The 18015-nt window shown below is 72.5% G+C and carries 17 protein-coding genes; 10 read left to right on the forward strand and 7 right to left on the reverse strand.

Annotation, left to right across the window (positions count from 1 at the left end; translation table 11 throughout):
• Positions 1-10: 10 nt before the first annotated feature.
• On the reverse strand, positions 11-736 hold the full coding sequence (locus KV557_RS22020; RefSeq protein WP_308130007.1) for a leucine-rich repeat domain-containing protein: 726 nt from the start codon (positions 734-736) through the stop codon (positions 11-13).
• A 187-nt stretch (positions 737-923) separates the two neighbouring features.
• Here KV557_RS22020 and KV557_RS22025 point away from each other — a divergent pair, with 187 nt between their 5' ends.
• The 3 genes from KV557_RS22025 to KV557_RS22035 all read left to right on the forward strand — a co-directional run bounded on the left by KV557_RS22025 (position 924) and on the right by KV557_RS22035 (position 4807).
• On the forward strand, positions 924-1871 hold the full coding sequence (locus KV557_RS22025; protein WP_218202843.1) for a hypothetical protein: 948 nt from the start codon (positions 924-926) through the stop codon (positions 1869-1871).
• A 167-nt stretch (positions 1872-2038) separates the two neighbouring features.
• Positions 2039-3538, forward strand: a complete 1500-nt coding sequence (locus tag KV557_RS22030) for a DUF1254 domain-containing protein (protein WP_218202845.1) — start codon at positions 2039-2041, stop codon at positions 3536-3538.
• A gap of 129 nt (positions 3539-3667) precedes the next feature.
• Complete coding sequence (locus KV557_RS22035) at positions 3668-4807, forward strand: DUF6183 family protein (RefSeq protein ID WP_218202846.1); 1140 nt, start codon at positions 3668-3670, stop codon at positions 4805-4807.
• 64 nt (positions 4808-4871) lie between these two features.
• Here KV557_RS22035 and lpdA read toward each other — a convergent pair whose 3' ends face one another.
• Positions 4872-6278, reverse strand: a complete 1407-nt coding sequence (lpdA, locus tag KV557_RS22040) for a dihydrolipoyl dehydrogenase (protein WP_218202847.1) — start codon at positions 6276-6278, stop codon at positions 4872-4874.
• A 197-nt stretch (positions 6279-6475) separates the two neighbouring features.
• Here lpdA and KV557_RS22045 point away from each other — a divergent pair, with 197 nt between their 5' ends.
• The gene (locus KV557_RS22045; RefSeq protein WP_256177761.1) at positions 6476-7573 is read left to right on the forward strand and encodes a hypothetical protein; all 1098 of its coding nucleotides are present in this window, start codon (positions 6476-6478) and stop codon (positions 7571-7573) included.
• A gap of 75 nt (positions 7574-7648) precedes the next feature.
• Here KV557_RS22045 and KV557_RS22050 read toward each other — a convergent pair whose 3' ends face one another.
• Positions 7649-9199 carry a M28 family metallopeptidase gene (locus KV557_RS22050; RefSeq protein ID WP_256177762.1) on the reverse strand — a complete coding sequence of 517 codons (1551 nt, stop codon included), beginning with the start codon at positions 9197-9199 and terminating at the stop codon, positions 7649-7651.
• A 201-nt stretch (positions 9200-9400) separates the two neighbouring features.
• Here KV557_RS22050 and KV557_RS22055 point away from each other — a divergent pair, with 201 nt between their 5' ends.
• On the forward strand, positions 9401-9577 hold the full coding sequence (locus KV557_RS22055) for an antitoxin (protein ID WP_218202849.1): 177 nt from the start codon (positions 9401-9403) through the stop codon (positions 9575-9577).
• A 57-nt stretch (positions 9578-9634) separates the two neighbouring features.
• Here KV557_RS22055 and KV557_RS22060 read toward each other — a convergent pair whose 3' ends face one another.
• The gene (locus tag KV557_RS22060; protein ID WP_218202850.1) at positions 9635-9772 is read right to left on the reverse strand and encodes a hypothetical protein; all 138 of its coding nucleotides are present in this window, start codon (positions 9770-9772) and stop codon (positions 9635-9637) included.
• A gap of 74 nt (positions 9773-9846) precedes the next feature.
• Here KV557_RS22060 and KV557_RS22065 point away from each other — a divergent pair, with 74 nt between their 5' ends.
• Positions 9847-10443, forward strand: coding sequence for a TetR/AcrR family transcriptional regulator (locus KV557_RS22065; protein WP_218202852.1), 597 nt, complete (start codon positions 9847-9849; stop codon positions 10441-10443).
• A complete protein-coding gene (locus KV557_RS22070) occupies positions 10440-11813 on the forward strand; it encodes an MFS transporter (protein ID WP_218202854.1) in 1374 nt (457 codons plus the stop codon). The genes KV557_RS22065 and KV557_RS22070 overlap by 4 nt, the downstream gene beginning before the upstream one ends.
• Positions 11814-12137: 324 nt before the next feature.
• Here the strand turns inward: KV557_RS22070 and KV557_RS22075 are convergent, their stop codons facing one another.
• On the reverse strand, positions 12138-13412 hold the full coding sequence (locus KV557_RS22075) for a competence protein CoiA family protein (RefSeq protein WP_218202856.1): 1275 nt from the start codon (positions 13410-13412) through the stop codon (positions 12138-12140).
• A gap of 222 nt (positions 13413-13634) precedes the next feature.
• Between KV557_RS22075 and KV557_RS22080 the strand changes: the two genes are divergently transcribed.
• Positions 13635-13880 carry a hypothetical protein gene (locus KV557_RS22080; RefSeq protein ID WP_218202859.1) on the forward strand — a complete coding sequence of 82 codons (246 nt, stop codon included), beginning with the start codon at positions 13635-13637 and terminating at the stop codon, positions 13878-13880.
• 110 nt (positions 13881-13990) lie between these two features.
• On the opposite strand, the gene KV557_RS22085 is transcribed toward KV557_RS22080, so the two are convergent.
• Entirely contained in the window at positions 13991-14629 is a 639-nt protein-coding gene (locus tag KV557_RS22085; RefSeq protein WP_218202860.1) for a DUF4360 domain-containing protein, read from the reverse strand.
• Between the two features lie 158 nt (positions 14630-14787).
• On the reverse strand, positions 14788-16143 hold the full coding sequence (locus KV557_RS22090; protein WP_218202862.1) for an MATE family efflux transporter: 1356 nt from the start codon (positions 16141-16143) through the stop codon (positions 14788-14790).
• A gap of 144 nt (positions 16144-16287) precedes the next feature.
• On the opposite strand from KV557_RS22090, the gene KV557_RS22095 reads away from it, so the two are divergent.
• Both KV557_RS22095 and KV557_RS22100 read left to right on the forward strand, forming a co-directional pair.
• Complete coding sequence (locus KV557_RS22095; protein WP_218202863.1) at positions 16288-16830, forward strand: PadR family transcriptional regulator; 543 nt, start codon at positions 16288-16290, stop codon at positions 16828-16830.
• A gap of 288 nt (positions 16831-17118) precedes the next feature.
• Positions 17119-18006: a class I SAM-dependent methyltransferase gene (locus KV557_RS22100; protein ID WP_218202865.1), complete on the forward strand. Its 888-nt coding sequence runs from the start codon at positions 17119-17121 to the stop codon at positions 18004-18006.
• Positions 18007-18015 lie beyond the last annotated feature (9 nt).

An 18015-nucleotide genomic window follows, 5' to 3' on the forward strand; every position in this document is an offset into this window, starting at 1 on the left:
CGCGAGCCGATCAGGACAGCACCACGCACCCGCGCGCCGTCAGCGCGTCGAGCAGTCGCGCCGCGGGCCGGACCTCGTTCCACCGCAGGTCCAGCTTCTCCAGGGCGGGCAGCTCGGCGAGCCAGTCCGACAGTTCGGTGATCCCGTTGCCGCGCAGGTCGAGGCGGCGCAGCCGGGGCAGCCCGGCGAGCGCCGGCGGGATCTCGGTGAAGGCGTTCTCGCGCAGGTCGAGTTCGCGCAGTTCGGTGAGTTTCCGCGCGGAGTCCGGCAGGGTGCTCAACTGGTTGCCCCGCAACCAGAGTTCGCGCAGGGCGACGAGCGCGCCGAGCGTCTCCGGGAGCGCGGTGAGCCGGTTGTGCTGGGCGCGCAGCTCGACGAGTTCGGTCATCTCGCCGATGCTGTGGGGGAGTTCGGCGATCCGGTTCTCGCCGATGTTGAGGTACCGCAGCACGGTGAGCCTGCCGAGCGCGTCCGGGAGGGCTGTCAGCGCGTTGTCGTGCAGGTAGAGGAAGTCGCGCAGACCGGTGAGGTCGCCGAGTTCGGCGGGGACCTCGGCGAGCCGGTTGTGTCCGAGGTCGAGCGTGCGCAGGCTATTCAACCGGCGCACGGAGGACGGCAGTTGGACGAGCCCGGTCTCCGCGAGGATCAGCACGGTCAGGTCGGTGCGGTCCCACACGTCGGCCGGCACTTCGCCGAGGGACTGCCGCCAGAGGTTGAGAGTGGTGTCGTCGGTCACGCCGCCCATTGTGCGACATCAGGAGCTCCCCCCACAGACCGCGCCAGGGTCTGGCATAGCCATGGCAAAGCCTTCCCATCACCGCCGTCGCACGTCTGGACGAACCACCAACCGAACTGATGTGGTGTCGGGGCTCAACACGCACGCAGTTCCCCCCTCCCTCACACCCTCACTCGGGAGCAGACGCATGCGCACCAGAACGCTCAAGGTCGCCGCCCACACCCTCGCCGCGCTGGCCCTGGCCGCCTTCGGCACCACCTCCCTCGCCACCGGGGCCGAGGCGCAACCCGCCACGGCGGCAACCCACTTCGGCGCCAAGCCGCTCAACCCCGGCGCGTCCGGGGCACAGCAACCGGCCGCCACCTCCACCAACACCCTGAAGGTCGGCTCCAGCGCAAGCCAGGGCGTGGTGTCCCCAACCCCCAAGGTGTACCTGGTCTTCTGGGGCACCCAGTGGTCGTCGGACCCCGCCGGGGTCGCCGCCGACATGCAGAACATGTTCAAGGGCCTCTACGGCAGCCAGGACACCTGGGGCACCATCCTCGACCAGTACTGCGAGGGCGTCCCCAAGGGCACCGTCACCTGCGGCACCCAGGGCGTCCACGTCAAGCACCCGACCTCGTCCCCGCTGGCCGGAGTGTGGTTCGACAAGTCCGCCGCCTCTCCCGGCAGCGCGACCGCCGCCCAGCTCGCCGCGGAGGCCGGCAAGGCCGCCGCCCACTTCGGCAACACCACCCAGGCACCCAACCTGAACGCCCAGTACGTGATCCTCTCCCCCACGGGCACCCACCCGGATGGCTTCCCCAACTCTGGTTTCTGCGCCTGGCACGACTTCACCACCACCACGTACGGCAAGCTCGCGTACACCAACCTGCCCTACATTCCCGACAGCGGGCCGGGCGCCTGCACCACCTTCACCGACGGCCGCCTGCTCTCCGGCATCGAGTCCACCGAGACCCACGAGTACGCCGAGACCGTCACCGACTTCTGGCCCAGCATCGGCTGGAACGGCGGCGGCGGCGAGATCGGCGACGCCTGCGTCCAGCTCGACGCCTACGTCACGCTGTCCACCGGCACCTTCGACCTCCAGGGCCTGTGGTCCAACAGCGCGAACAAGTGCGTGACCCACGGCTGACGCCGTAGCACCGCGGTCTTCCCGGGCGGCCTTGCCTCCCGGGAAGGCCGCAGAGGCGGCGCCGTGCTCTCACCGCGCGGCCCCCACCCGCAGCATCCACCAAAATGCGGCAAATGTGCGATTGACCTAGGGTCGGACCGTCATCGGCCGCACCGAAAGAGACGTCCGTGTCCGAGAACGAGTCCGTGCCCGCGTCCCTCCTCACGCCCGACACTGTCAAGACCAGCGCCGGCACCTTCGTCTTCTCCGACGGGCTGCCGACGCCCGAGACCACCGCGGCGGTCTACGGCCAGCTGGACCGGGTCCACGGCGTCGCGGCCTTCCGCGCGGGGCTGCCTGCGGTGTCGCTGTGGGCGATGCGCAAGGCGATGCTCGCCGCAGGCGTGGCCGACGGGGACGTATTGCTGTTCTCCGAGCTGATCGACTGCCGGTCGCTGTTCCTGACCGCCGACGCCGACGCGGTCTGCTTCCTCACCTTCCTGGACCTCTCCGACGGCCCTCTCGTGGTGGACATCCCGCAGGACTGCGTCGCCGTCGCGAACGACATGTGGTCCCGGTGGGTGACGGACCTGGGCGTGCCCGGACCCGACCGGGGTGTGGGCGGGCGCCACCTCTTCGCCGGGCCCGGCTACCAGGGGACGCTGCCGGAGGGCGGGATGTTCGTGCACCGGGTGCGCACCAACCGCCTCTGGCTGCTGGGCCGTTGCTTCCTGGAGAACGACGACCCGGCCCCGGCGGCGCGCCGCATCCGCGAGCAGCTGAAGATCACCCCGCACACGCCGGGCGGCTACGGCACCTCCGCCGGATCGTTCCTGCTCGGCGGCTCGTCACTCGCCCGGCCGGCCGAACCGCGCAGCCCGCGCTTCGTCGAGGGCAGCGGGCTGGCGATCAACACCATCGCACCCGTGGACGCCTCGTTCTTCACCCTGTTGGACGAGGCGGTGCAGGCCGACCCCGCCACCGCCCTGGCCCCCGAGGTGGCCGCGCCGCTCGCCGCCGTCGGCATCGTCAAGGACCGGCCGTTCACCCCCGACGGGTACTGGCAGGAGGTGCTGGAGGACGCGGCCGCGACCGCCAACGCCTATGTACGGGCGGTGGCGATGCGGCCCCGCCCCGAGGACGGGTTCCACTTCTACCCCGGGACCGGCTCCCGGTGGACGTCGCCGTTCCCCGACCACGGGGCCACGCACCTCGACGCCCGCGCGTCCTTCTGCTACCTGGCCACCGGGATCACCCCGGCGATGTGCATGAACCTCCCGCGGATCGGCTCGCAGTACGTGAGCGCGACCATGGACGCGTCCGGCCTGCCGCTGGAGGGCGACCGGACCTACCGGCTGATCCTGCCGCCCGGGATCCCCGCGGAGAAGTTCTGGTCGATCACTCTGTACGACAACCAGACCCGCTCGATGCTCGCCACCGAGCAGCGCTTCCCGCGGGCCGGCTCCCAGACCTGCCCGACCCCGGCCGCCGTCCCCGACAAGGACGGATCCGTCAGCCTCTGGTTCGACCCCGTCCGCCCGGACGGCGTGCCGGAGGGCAACTGGGTGCAGACCCTGCCCGGCAGCAACTGGTTCGCGGTCCTGCGCCTCTACAACCCGCTGCCCGCCTTCTTCGACCGGTCCTGGCGCCCCGGCGAGATCGAGCTGCTCTCCCCCGCCACCGCCTGACCCGGGGGCACCGAAGGCGGCACCGAGAGCACCACCCGTCTCCAGCGGCTGGCGCCGGCTCCCGGCCGTCCAGTCCCCGCGCCTGAGCCGAGGGCCGGCCCGTCCGCGGGCAGCGGTACGCTCGCCCGCATGGTGGATCGGATCGAACAGCTCGTCGACCAGTTGGCCGGCCGGGAGCTCGTCGGGGACGTGTGCATGCTCCTCGACGAACACTTGGAGCGGCGCGACACGGCTTTCCTGGCGGACTTCGGCGCCGCGCTGCACGCGCGCTACGGCTCGGGGGCGGGCGGCGAGCACCAGTACCTCTTCAACCGGATCCTGTGGGACGTCACCACCGCGCCCGGCCGCGAGAACGTCGGACACGCGCTGCGGCTGGGCCTCGCCACCCGGTCGTCGAGCCGACGGCCGGTCCGCCGGGCAGCCGCCGTGCTGGCCGCCCATCAGTCCCCGCAGGACCTGGCGCCGGTGTTCGCACCGGGCACGACCTATGACGCCGCCTCGGACGAGCTGCGCGCCTGCCTGATCCACGAACTGGTCCTCAGGGACGCCCCGATCGCACGTCTGCCGGAAGCCGTGGCCTGGGCGGCGGAGTCACCGTTCTGGCAGGACCACCCGCTGTCCTGGCTGCCGTGGACGCTCTCCCCGCTGGAGGGCACGCCAAGCCTCCCGCGCTACTTCCGTGGCGGCGTGGGGTACGGCAGCGGGTACGGGCTGCCGGAGGGCACCCGGCTGCCGAGCCGCGTCTCCGGCAGCGTTCCGCCGGTCCGCGGCAACATGATCGACTTCGCCCTCACCACCGCCGTGGACCGCTGGGACGGGCGACACAACGGGCGTGTCGAGTCCGGCATCCACGTCACCGACGAGCCGGTCGACCCCGGCGCCGTCCACCCGATGCTGACGTCCCTGGCACTGGACTGCCTCGCCGACCTGGCCGCCCCCGACCACCTCACCGTCACCGCGACCTCACCCGCGGAGGCCTGGCGCCTGCTCTTCGCCGCGGCATCCATCGGCGGCGGCGGGGAGGACTACTGGTGGTTCGGCGCCTACGGCCGGCTCGCCGCCTGGCAGTCCCTGGCGGCCCTGTCCGGAGCGGCCGACGGCGCCCCGTCCGCCGAAGTGGAGCAGCGGGCGGCCGAATGCGGCTGGTACGGCTTCGACGCCGCCACGGACTGGTTCAACCGCGACTCCATGGACTTCGGCCTCCTGACGCTCACCCCCGACCGCCGCCGTATCGCGGTCCTGGCCGCCACCGACTACAACGGCGGATGACGGCAACGGCCAGGGCCCGCCCGGTGCTCTCGGGCGGGCCCTGGCCGCTTGCAAAAACGCTCCGTCACATGTTGATCATGTGCCCGGCCAGGCCGTGGATGGCCTCCTTGACGGCCTCGCCCAGCGTCGGGTGGGCGTGGACGTTGCGGGCGACCTCGTGGACCGTCAGGTCCCACTGCTGGGCCAGGGTCAGCTCGGGCAGCAGCTCGGTGACCTCGGGGCCGATCAGGTGGGCGCCGAGCAGCTCGCCGTACTTGGCGTCGCTGATGACCTTGACGAAGCCGATCGGGTGGCCGAGGCCGTGCGCCTTGCCGTTGGCGGTGAACGGGAACTTGGCGACCTTGACGTCGTGGCCCAGCTCGCGGGCCTGCGCCTCGGTGTAGCCGAAGGAGGCGATCTGCGGCTGGCAGTAGGTGGCACGCGGGATCATGACGAAGTCGACCTCCATGGTCTCCGCCCCGCCGATGGTCTCGGCGGCGATCACGGCCATCGTCTCGGCGGCGTGGGCGAGCATCAGCTTCGCGGTGACGTCGCCAATCGCGAAGATGTGGTCGACGCTGGTGCGGCCGCGCCCGTCCACCGCGATGGCGTTGCGGTCGGTGAGCTTGACGCCGGTGTTCTCCAGGCCGTAGCCGTTGACGCGCGGCGCGAAGCCGATCGCCTGGAGCACCTTGTCGGCCTCCAGGACCTGCTGCTGCCCGTCCTTGGTGACGGTGACCCGGACCTTGGCGTTCGGGTCGCTGTCGTCGATCGACTCGACCCGGGTGGAGGTGAGCACCTCGATGCCCAGCTTGCGGTACTGCTTGGCGAGTTCGGTGGAGACCTCGACGTCCTCCAGCGGCACCACCCGGTCGAGGAACTCGACGATGGTGACCTTCACGCCGTAGTTGTGCAGCACGTACGCGAACTCGACGCCGATCGCGCCGGCGCCCGCGATGATGATGCTCTCCGGCAGCTGCTCGGTGAGGATCTGCTCCTCGTAGGTGACCACGCGGTCGCTCAGGCTGGTGCCGGGCAGCAGGCGGGTGGAGGCGCCGGCGGCGATGATGCAGTGGTCGAAGGTGACGACGTCGAAGCCGCCGCCACTGAGCGCGACCTGGAGGGTGCGGTCGTCGACGAAGGTGCCCCAGCCGTCGTACTCGGTGATGCCGTTCTTCTTCATCAGGTAGTGGACGCCCTTGACCCGGCCGTCGGCGACCGATCGGCTGCGGCGGAAGGCCTCGCCGAAGTCGAAGGTGACCTGGCCCTCGACCTTGATGCCGAAGGTCTTGGCCTCCTTGGTGAAGATGTGGGCCAGCTCGGCGTTGCGCAGCAGGGCCTTGGAGGGGATGCAGCCGACGTTCAGGCAGACGCCACCCCAGTACTTGGCCTCGATGACGGCGACCTTCAGGCCCAGCTGGGCGGAACGGACCGCGGCGGTGTAGCCGCCCGGGCCCGCGCCGAGGACGACGACGTCGTAGTGCGTGCTCATGTTGCTGACTCCTCCGAGGGTGTCACGGTGTCGTGATCTCGGTCCCATGGTGGCAGGACCGGACCCGGCGCACCCACCGGGTCTCGGCGGATGCGCTCCGCGCGGCACCGTACCCGCCCGGGGGCCGGATTGTCAGTGTCGTCCGCTACGGTGCTCGCACCGCGCCCGCCAGGGGCGACGCCCAGAGGAGTGCCGTCATGTTCGAAGCCCGTCCGGTCGCCGCCTACGGCACGCCGCTGCCGCCGGGCAGCGCCACGCTCCGGGTCACCGCGGAGACGGGCCGCCGGCTGCTGCTGCAGCGGGGTGACACCGAGCTGGTGGCGTTCGCCCTCGACCGGCCCGACGAGGTCGTGCGCTTCCCGGCGCCGTGGCCGCGCGACCCGATCAATACCGTGGCCGTCGCGGGGGATCTGAGCGTCGCCGTGTTCGCCGGGGTGCACGCGCTGCGCGCGGTGGAGCCGGGCGGGCGGCTGCGCTGGGAGGTCCGGCACGGCTGCTGGGATTCGGGCTGCTTCGAGCAGCACGAGAGCTACGAGGAGTACGCCGGGGGCGATGACCACCGCTACCCGGACACCGGCTCGGCCGTCTTTTCCCCGGACGGCTCGCTGGTGTGGGCGCACGTGCGCTCGGAGGACGCCGTGGAGGGGGCGGAGGTGTGGCTGGTCCTGGACGCGGCGGACGGCCGGGTGCTGGCCCGCGCCGAGACGGGGACGGTCGCGGCCGGCTCCGACCACATACCGCACCCCGACCCGGCGCAGATGGGCCTGAGCATCGGCGAGGGGCAGGACGGCGTGCCGCTGCGCTGGGGGCGCTTCGACGGCCGGGAGCTGACGGTCGAGTACCTCGGGTCCGACGAGCGGGTCCTGCTGGCCGTCAGCCCGTCCGGCAAGCGGCTGCTGACCGTCACGCACTACCAGGAGTCGCTGGCGCTGCACGACGCGGACGGCGGGGCGGTGCTGTGCGAGCTCGACGCGGACGGCACCGTCCCGGTGCCGCCGACGGCCGAACCGCTCGGCGAGGACGAGAACGGCGAACCGGACTTCGACCTGCGCTGGGACTACCACGCCGGCTTCGTCGACGAGGACACCGTGGTGACCGCGACGGCGGAGTCCGACGAGGAGTGGGGGCTCGCCCGGCACTGGCTGGTGGCCGCCGAACCGCTGCGGCTGCTCGGCGAGATCCGCTACCCGTTCCCGGTGCGGGGGTATCCGTACACGCTGGGCGACGGCACGTGGGCGACCGTCGGCGAGGGTGGGGACACCGTACACGTGTGGGAGCTCGGCGCGCGGGGGTGACGTCCGGCCGGGCGCGGACGGTCTGACGGCCGGGCGGGCCCGCCGCCCGAGGACGGCAGCGGGCCCGTCCGGTCGTCAGGCCGCCACCTGGTGGGCGTGGTCCTCGCCCAGGCCGCCTGCGCTGCCGGGCCGCCCGGCCGGTTGCTGCTGGAACTGGACGGGCCGGGACAGCGAGGAGAGGTCCCACGCGTACGTGCCCACGGCGTCGGCGATCACCCCGATGTTGGCGTCGAAGGCGTCCAGGTCGAGGTTGTCCCGGTCGTCGCAGGCCTTGTGGTAGCACGGGTCGAACGCCACGCCCGCCTTGCCGCCGTGACGTTCCGCCTGCGCCGCCGACTTGACCACCTCGGCGCCGGTGTCGGTGCCGCCCGCCGGGATGCCCGCGTCGATGAACGGGCCGTGGTCGGAGCGCCCGTTGAAGGCCACCGGCTCGTACGGCAGGCCGCGGCGGTCCAGGTGGTCCGAGAGGTGGCGCTGGATCTGCGCGGAGCCCTCGGGCCCGGCGCCGCCGCCGGTGCTGCCGGAGCCGTCGTAGACGAACTGGGCGTAGTTCGGCGAGGCGATCATGTCGAAGTTGAGGTAGAGCCGGATCTTCTTCCGGTCCGCCTCCGACAGCGACTTCACGTACGCCTCGGAGCCCTTGAGGCCGAACTCCTCGGCGGACCACCAGGCGAACCTGACCTTGTTCTTCACCGGCCGGACGCCGAGGTTCCGGGCGACCTCCAGGATGCCCGCCGAGCCGGAGCCGTTGTCGTTGATGCCGGGCCCGGCCGGGACGGAGTCGAGATGGGCACCGATGAAGACGGTGTTGTCCTCGTCGCCGCCGCGGGTCTCGGCGAGGACGTTCCAGGTCGAGCGCTTCTCCATGAAGGTACGGATGTCCAGATTCACCGAGACCGGCCCGGCGGTGGCCTTCGCGGCCAGCGCCTCCCCGGCGGCCTTGGTGATCCCGCCGACGGGGATCCGCGCCGCGGACGGCTCGCCGAGGGTGCCGTTCAGGTCGCCGTCGGCGTTGTTGTAGACGATCGCCCCGGCCGCGCCCGCCGTCGCCGCCGCGGCCTGCTTGACCGCGAAGCTGCACCCGCCGCGCCGGATCAGCGCGATCCGGCCGGTGAACGCCCCCGCCGGATAGTCGGCGGGCGCGCAGCCCGTGGCGTCGCCGACCGGGACGACGGCCAACTCGCCGCGGAGGCCGGTGTCCGGACCGCTCACCGAGTACGTCATGGCGATCAGCGGGACCGACTCGGCCTGCGGCGACACCACGTCCAGCCGCTGCGTCCGCGCCTCGAAGAAGGTGTACTCGAACTCCTGTCGCGACACCCTGAGCCCGGCCCGGCGGGCCTGCTCGTAGACGTACGACGCCGACTCGTCGTGCCCCCGCGAACCTGCCACCCGGGTACCGCCGTTGCGGTCGGCGATCCGCTGAAGGGTTCTGAGGGTGTCGGAGGCATCCTCGGCGCTGCTCTCCGCGACCAGGCGGGCCGCCAGCTTGGCGCCCCGGCGGGCCGGGTCCGGATCGGCGGCCGCAGTACCGGCTCCGGCGAGCAGCAGCGGGGTCACGAGGACGGCGACGGTGGAGGCGGCAGCCACGGGAGAGGAGAGCGGGCGGCGGGTGCGCAGCGTCAAGGCGAGTCCTTCCGACGGTCCTGGACTCCCGATTTGACATGACCGTCACCATCCTGCCAAGACCGCCGCGCCCGTCCGGGGGACGGCGGCGGGACGGACGGGGGGCGGCCGGCGGACGGCGGCAGGACCTCGGCGGGATGCGGACATCCGGTTGCGCGGTGATCCTGGAGAGGTGGGGGCGTCTCTCCAGGGAGTGTGACCATGTCCATGTTGGATAAGCTCAAGGGCCTTCTGAAGGGCCACGAGGACCAGGCCGAGAAGGCCGTCGACAAGGCGGGGGACGCCGTCGACGAACGTACCCAGGGCAAGTTCAGCGGCCAGGTGGACGCCACCAAGGAGCAGGCCAAGAACCAGTTCCGCGACCAGCCCCCGGAGTAGCCGGCCGGCGACCCGAAGCCCTGACGCCCCGGTCCGGCCGCCGTGCCGGGCCGGGGCTCAGTCGTCCTCGTCCGCCGAGACAGGGTCGGTGGCGCCGCACTTCTCGCACGCCCCGGGTCCGGGCCGCTCGCGCAGCCGCCCGCACTCCGAGCACACACGGTCCAGCCAGCAGACCGCCTCTCCGCCTTCGTCCATGCCGCCGATTCTGCCGCGCGCCGCCGCGCGATAGCGAGTAGACAGCGTCTACGCGGAGCTGGTAGACACGGTCTATGACCGAACAAGAGAGGGACCTGCGCGCCCGTCTGGTGGCCGCCGGGGTCGAGCTGGTGGCCCGGGACGGCGTCCAGGCGCTCGGCCTGCGCGAGATCGCCCGGCAGGCCGGGGTCTCGCACGGGGCGCCGCGCCGCTACTTCCCCACCCACCGCGAACTGCTCGCCGCCATCGCCCGGCACGGATTCGGCAAGCTCACCGACACCATGGCCGGCACCGACGCCATGGCCACCACCGAGGGGGCCGACCCCCGCGCCCGGCTCGGCGGGCTGGCCCGCGCCTACCTCCGGTTCGCCGCCGCCAACCCCGGCATGTTCGAGCTGATGTTCCGTCACGACCTCCTGGAGGGCAGCGGCGCCGAACTGCGGCTGACCACCCTGCCGCTCTTCCGGACCTTCGCCCGCCTCGTCGCCGAGACCCGCTCGCTGCCGCCCGGGGCCGCCGCCGACACCGCCGCCGCCGCGTTGTGGGCGAACCTGCACGGCCTCGCGCAGCTGCACGCCTGGGGCAGCCTGCGCCTCGTCACCGGCGGCGACGACGTCGAACCGCTCCTGCGCGCCGCGCTTGACGCCCACCTCGGCCCGGAGCAGCGGTGAACCCCGCCCGACGGCAACGGCTCACCCTTGCCGCCAGCATCACCGGCGCCGTGATCGTCGCCCTCGACGGAACGGTGCTCACCGTCGCCCAACCCAGCCTCCAGCGCGACCTGCACGCCTCCGCCACCGCCGTCCAGTGGACCAGCACCGCCTACCTCATCGCGGTCGCCGCCCTGTTGGTCTTCGCCGGCCGCCTCGGTGACCGGTACGGCCACCGGCGCGTCTTCGCCGTCGGCGTGGCGGGTTTCGCCGCCGCGTCGATCGGCATCGGCCTGGCGCCCGACATCCGCTGGGTGATCGCCCTGCGGGTCGCCCAGGGCGTCGCAGGCGCGCTCCTGCAACCCGCCACCCTGGGCATGCTCCGCGCCGTCTGGCCCGCCGACCGGATCGCCACGCCGATCGCGGTGCGCACCAGCGCCATCGGCCTGGCGGCAGCTGCCGGGCCGCTGGTGGGGGGCGCGCTCACCACCCACCTCGGCTGGCGGGCGGTGTTCTTCCTGACCGTCCTGCCAGCCGCGGCCGCCGGGCTCCTCGCGCTCGCCGTCCCGATGCCGAGGCCCGATCCGGTTGGCCGCGCCGCCGGACTCGACCTGCCGGGCGCGGCGCTGCTCGCTCTCACCCTGGCCTGCCTCGTGCACACGCTCGTCGGCCTGCCCGGCGGTGGCTGGTCCGCGAGCAGCGCGCTCGGCCTGGCCGCGGCCGCCGCGCTCGGCCTCGCGTTCGCCCGGCACGAGCAGCGCGCCGCCCGTCCGCTCCTCCCGCCCGCCGTCCTGCGCTCGGCCGAGGTGGCGCCGGCGCTGGGCGTGCTGCTCACGGCGTCGGCGGCGATCCTCGGGACGCTGTTCCTGGCCACGTACTTCCTTCAGGACGTGCTCGCGCTCGACCCGCTGCAGAGCGCGCTGCGGGCGATGCCGCTCGCGGTGACGATGGTGCTCGCGGCGCCCGCGTCGGCATGGCTGACGGGACGTCAGAACGCGCGCAACACCGTACTGCTGGGAATGGTCCTCATCACACTGGGGGTGCTGCTGATCTCCCGGCTCGACCGGTCGTCGGGGGCGGCCGAGATCGGCGCCGGCTTCCTGCTGCTCGGCACCGGCTTCGGCGCGGTGATGGCCACCGCGACGGCGATCATCGTCCGCGGCGCGTCCACCGCCGAGGCCGGGGTCGCGGGCGGCCTCCAGCAGACGGCGATGAACATCGGCCCGGTCCTGGGAGTCGCCCTCGCCACCACCATCGCCGGCCACACCGCCCTCGGCGAGGCCCTGCCAGCGGCCGCACTCGCCCTGGCCGCGGTCGCCGCCCTCGGCACGCTGATCGCCATCCGCATCCCCAGCGCGCCGAACCGGGTGCCTGCAGGCGACGGGCGTTGAGCAGCGTGACGACCCCGGCACCCAGTCCCGCCCGACTCCCCAGGTGCCCACATGCGACGGGAGTTGAGCGCGTCAGGCAGAACCGCGCGGATCCGGCGGGAGCGACTTCCGCAGAACTACGCTTCGGTGAGGGCGAGTTCGGTCTCAGGTGCTACCCGCTGACGGACCCACAATGCGGGCATGCGGAGACGGCTCACGGTTCGGCCTGGTCGTCGTCGCGGCCGGTGCGATCGGTTCCCGCAGCGCTGTAGGCTACGGGCTGCTGGTCGTGCTGGGTGACGTCACTCGCGAGGACCCCGACAGGCGGTGTCGGTCGACTCCCGGTCAGCGCCGCGCGATGCGGGCTCTGCACTCTCTGCAGGCGTGGACTCCGGCGCGGCCGTAGCGGTGGATCGGCGTTCCGCAGCCCGCGCACGGGCCGATCTCCCAGACCTCGCAGCTGTGTGTGACGGCGGCGGCGTGGCGCTGGTCGTCGGTGACGTCGAGCCGCTGGACCTGCCGGGGGACGGTGAACAGCCGCTGGGGGACCTCGTCGAAGGTGTGCAGGCCAGTGCCGGCCGCGTTGCCGCGCCTCGGCCGCGGGTCGTCGAAGGTGAAGCTCTCTTCGCCGTAGCGGCAGACCGGGTCAAGCTCCTGCACGGTGCAGGTGATGCCGGCGTCCGCGGGAGTCGCCTCGGCCGGGGTGTCGTGGTGGTCGTCCGGGCCGAACATGTCGTGCCAGCGCTCCCGGTCGGCGGCGGGCACCCACATCCGGGAGACGCTGCGCGGGTCGTCCTGCCGGGGAATTCGCATCGGCACGAACTCGCCGTCGGCGCTGGAGACCACCAGTTCGTCGACCTCGGTCGGTCGCTTCCTCGGAATGCACAGCGCCGGCAGGAACCACTGTGCGTGGAACCGGCCGCAGGAGCCGCCCGTGTCCGGGCACGGCCGCTCGCTGCTCGGCAGACACTTCCACTGCTGCAGATGCCGCACCCCGGCGCGGACCACCATGGCGATCGGGGAGGCAATCTGCCGCCACGAGAAGTCGTCGACCCTCGCCCACGGGGCCCGCTCGACGACCGCCGACCGGTCGCTGTCGGTCACCCACAGCGGAACGATCCCGTGCTCGGCGGCCGCCCGCGACCGGCGCCGCACCGTCCCCGCCGTGATCGGCGAATACTGGGCCTCCCAGCCGATCCGCAGCCCGGACTCCCCGGTGACCAGCACGTCGGTGCGAATCCGGCCGTCCGTCACCCGTGCCTCGACCTCTGCCCGGAGACCGTGCCGCTCCGCCGTCCGGGCGATCCGCTCCTTCATGGCCTGGTGCTTCGCGCTCTCCTCCGCCGTGGGGGTGTGACGCACCGGCAGATGGGAGGCCACCCAGGTCGTGCGCCCCTCGGAGGTCTTGCGGCGTATCGACATCCAGGGAGAGTGGTCCTCCTCCTCGGCCTGGCAGTACCCGTCGAGATGATGCTCAAGGCACGCCAGGAGCTCGCGCTCACGCCGGCCGATCGGGGTGGTGATCTCTTTCAGGAGGCCGGGCCGGTCGGGATGACCGAGGTCCGGCAGCGTCAGGTTGATCTCGATTTCGTAGCCCGTATGGAAGACACCGTTCGCCATATCCGGAGCTTGCGAATAACGGTCGGCAAGTAAACGCCATTCGGAATGTTTAGCACTCCGATTCAGGCCATTGATTTCACCTGGCCCCGGGCTCCACGGAGCACCATGAAACCTCGTACGCCACCCGACCAGCCGAACGAGTGCTTGCGTCGCGGGCCCTTATCCCGGTGCACGTCGGTCGCCTACGGTGGTCACCCCGAGGGCGAGAATCGGAGGCTCCTGATGGCGGACGAGACGCCGACGCAGTACCAGAGCTACAGCTGGGAGGACGACAACGGAATCCAGTATGTGGCCCTCTACCCGGGCGACAAGGAGGCCGACGAGGAGCGCAAGGCCGAGCTGCGCACCATGGGCGCCCGAGTGGCGGCGGACCTGGTGGCCGAGCAGGAAGCCGAACGTGAGGCCGAGCAGGAGGCCGAGCGCGCGAAGCCTTCACTGCGACTGGTCCGCGGCGAAGGGTCTTCCTGAAGGACGTGACCGACCGTGCAGCCCTTCGTGCAGTGCGGTCGAACCCTCGGCGCCCGCCGCCGGAAACGCTGGTTCGTGCTTCCAGCGGCGGGCGCCGACCTGCCTGGGGATCAGGGGCACTGCTTCCAGGCGAGGCGGTAGACGGTGTTGATGCTGCCGTCCGTCGAGTCCATGGTCATGAAGCTGGTGGTACTGGTCGGGTCCGAGCTGCCCGCGCCGACCCGCAGCTCGGTGTTGATGTTGAAGTTGCGCTCCTCGCCGCAGGGGGCGAAGACCAGGGCGGCGACGTCGACGGTGTCGGTCGCCTGCCAGTTGTCGTCCTTCGGACCGTTGAAGCGGTGGGTCGCGTACCTGGTGTCGGGCTCGCCCTGGAAGTAGTAGCTGGCCCGCTGGGTGCCGGTCGCGCCGTTCTCCAGGTGCGCGAAGCCGCGGTAGTCGGCGGACGCGATCGCGTAGGTGAAGCCCTGGGGGACGTGCACGCGCAGGTCGAGCTGACAGTTCTTCCGGAAGTCGGTCGGCTTGGACCCGACCCCCACCTGGGCGAGGTAGCTGCTGTAGGTGACGGTGAAGGCGGTGTTGTCGGGGGACACGGCCACGGCGGCCGTCCCCGCCGGGCAGCCGGAGCCGTTGACCGTCGCGACGTCGATGACGATCCGGTCCGGCGGTGTCGGGAGCGAATCGACACCGAAGGCCGGTGAGCCGAACAGTGATGCGGCGACACCGGTCGCGGCCAGCACACGGAGCAGCATGGGCTTCCCCTTCGATCGTCCAGGAGCCGGGGCGGGCGCGGCCATTCCGAGCCCGTGCCCGAGCTTGACATGGATATGTCACCACACGTCGCGCGCCCATGTACAGGGGGTGACGCAGCACTCGGTGGAAGTCCAACCAGGCCTCCAGCATGGTGCGTTCATCCGCGCGCAGGGGCGGGACAGGCCGTCCGTTCGGCGTCGTTCCCGGGCCCACCGCTGTGGCACGGCTCGACGGGCGCGGTCGGACGGCGGGTGAGTGCCAGCAGCAGCGCGAGCTGGACGACTGCGCCGACGGTCAGCCCCGCCCAGACGCCGGTCACCCCGAGCGGGCCCGACAGGGCTGCGGCGGCGGCGAGTTGGGAACCCAGGCCGACCGCGACGGAGACCATCAGCGGCCGTCCGGCGCCCGCCGCCTGGTGCACGCCGCCGAGCGCCACGACGAGGGCGTACGGGAGCAGGTAGAGCGCCGCCATCCGCAGGAAGCCCGCGGACTGCCCGGCCACGGCCGCGTCGTCCGTGAACAGCGCGCTCACCGGCGCGGCCGTCGCCGCGCACAGCACCGCCGCGCCCGCGCCCAGGAATGCGGCGAGCCGTCCGGTGGCGCGGCCGAGCGAGCGCAGCGCATCGCTCTCCCCCGCGCCGGCGAGGCGGGCACCCTCGATCGCGGCGGCCTGGCGCAGCGCGTAGAACGCCATGGTGACGACCAGCAGCACGCGGTAGCCGACCCCGTACCCGGCGACCGCCGCCACGCCGAAGCCCGCGACCAGGGCGAGTTGGGCCGTCCCGACGGCCATCCGGGCGGTGAAGTCGAGGCCGAACGGCGCGCCGGCCCGGATGATCCGACGCATCGCCGGGCCGACTCCTCCCTCGGCGGGCCCGGGCGTCCGCCGCCGGAGCCGCAGCGTGACCGCGAACGCGACCGCCCGGGAGGCCGTCAGTGCGAGCGCCGCGCCGGTCGCGCCGAGGCCGGGCAGGGGTCCGGCGCCGAGCACGAGCAGCGGGTCCAGGGCGAGCAGCAGCGCGTTGGACAGCAGCGCGATCCGCATTGGGGTGCGGGTGTCGCCCGCGCCCTTGAACAGTTCGTCGGCGATGCGCTGGCCGAAGAACAGGCCGAACGCGGGGAACGCGACGGCGAGGTAGTCGGCGGCGAGCCCGGCCGCCGGGCCGTCCAGGAAGGCGCCCGCCAGCCGCTCGCGCAGCAGGAAGCCGGGGACGGCGAGGGCGAGGGTGCCCAGCCCGCAGAGCCGCCACGCCGCGCGCGTGGTGCGGGCGGCGTCGGCATGGTCGCCGGCGCCGAGGGCGCGCGAGAGCCGCAGGCTGGTGCCGGAGCCGGCCACGAGGACGAGGCCGAGCAGCAGGTTCTCGACGGCGCCCGCGAGGGTGACGGCGGCGACGGCCGCCCCGCCGAGGCCGGCCACCCAGAAGGTGCCGATGACGGAGGCGATCACGCCCGACAGGAGTTCGGCGTAGACCGGTCCGGCCAGGGTGGTCAGTCGTGTCAGGTGCCCGCGCATGTTCTCTCCCCCGATGCGTTCGGCCGGTGCTTCGGCCGATGCGTTCAGCGATTGCCTCGAATAGAGATACATCTAATCGAGCCACCTCGACAAGAGGTAACATGGCGCACACACCGGGCGCACTCCGACGAAAGGGCTTCGACTGTGCTGACCCTCGCGATCCTCGGGTTCCTGTACGACCGGCCACTGCACGGCTACGAGCTCAAGTCCCGGATCACCGGCCTGACCGGGCACGTCCGGCCGGTCAGCGACGGCGCGCTCTACCCCGCCATCACCCGGCTGGAGAAGGCCGGCCTGCTGCACCGCCGGACCGAGCCGGGCAGCGGCGCCGCGCCCCGGCAGACGCTGGAACTCACCGACGAGGGACGGGCCGAGCTCCGGCGCCGCCTGGCCGACCCGGAGCAGGCGGAGATCACCGACCAGATTCGTTTCTTCGCCCTCGCCGCCTTCCTCCACCACCTCGCGGACCCCGCCCTGCAGGCCGCGGTGCTCCGCCGCCGGCTGGCCTTCCTGGACGCCCCGAGCAGCTTCTTCTACGACGGGGACGGGCAGCCGGTCACCGCCGAGCGGGAGCCGAATCCATTCCGCCGGGGCATGCTGCTGGTCGCCCGGGCCTCGACGGCGGCGGAGCGGGCCTGGCTGGCAGAAACGATCGAGCAGCTGGACGCGGATGCGGCTGGGGCGTGAGGCGTACAGAGCCGAGCCGTAAGGCGTAACCGAGCCGAACCGCAAGGCGTACGGAGCCGGGTCGTGAGACGAACCGGGCCGGATCGCGAGGCGTACAGACCCGAGCCGTAAGGCGCGTCGGGCCGGGACGCGCGCCCCTGCCGAACGGCAGGGCGGTAGAGCGGAATATGCCGTTCGGAACCTGGTCCAACCGGGCCCCGCCATCGCTATGATGATCCGCCTCACGTCCACGGCACCACCGCGGCGTGACCCCGCCATCGGGCCCCGCCCGCACCCCTGGAGGTCGCCGTGCCCACGACCGAGACCGCAGCCGCCCACCCTGCGCCGCTGAAGCGGGACGACATCCCCGGCTGGTTCTTCAGTCTCGACCGGGCGGCCTTCGGACACCTCCTCTCCGCCCAGACCGCGGCGGGCGTCACCGGCGACATCCTCGAACTCGGCAGCTACCTCGGGCGCAGCGCCGTCCTGCTCGGCGACCACCTTCGCCCCGGCGAGCGGCTTACCGTCTGCGACCTGTTCGACTCCGAGGCGGGCGACGCGGACAACGCCGCCGAGATGGCGATGTCCTACCGGAAGACCCTCACCCGCAGCGCGTTCGAGGCCAACTACCTGGCCTTCCACGCCGAGCTGCCGGAGATCGTCCAGGCCCCCACCTCGGTGCTGGCCGACGGGCGGATCCCGGCGGGCAGCTGCCGGTTCGTCCACGTCGACGCCTCGCACCTGTACGAGCACGTCGCCGGGGACATCGCCGTCGCGCGGGACGCGCTGGGCGAGCACGGCCTCGTCGCGCTCGACGACTACCGCTCGGAGCACACCCCGGGCGTCTCCGCGGCGGTCTGGGAGGCGGTGTTCACCGGCGGGCTCCGCCCGGTGCTGCTCACCCCGATGAAGTTCTACGGCACCTGGGGCGACGCCGCAGCCGCCCGGAAGGTGCTGCTCGGCCGCGACTGGCGGGCGGACGGCTACACCGTGGACGAGGACACCATCGCCGGGACGCACGTGCTGCGGCTCAACTACCGGGTGAAGACGCCGGTCCAGCGGTCCGCCTCCCGTCAGCTGGCACTGGACCTGCTGCCCCCGGTCGCCACCCGCGCCACTCGCCGGGTGCTCCGGACGCTGCGCGAGCGCCGCGCCGTCCAGTCCGTGCGCACCGTCCAGCCCGTGCGAGCCGTCTGACCTCGCCCG

Origin of the sequence: Kitasatospora aureofaciens, from assembly GCF_019192735.1 — a bacterium.
Taxonomy (GTDB): domain Bacteria; phylum Actinomycetota; class Actinomycetes; order Streptomycetales; family Streptomycetaceae; genus Kitasatospora; species Kitasatospora aureofaciens_A.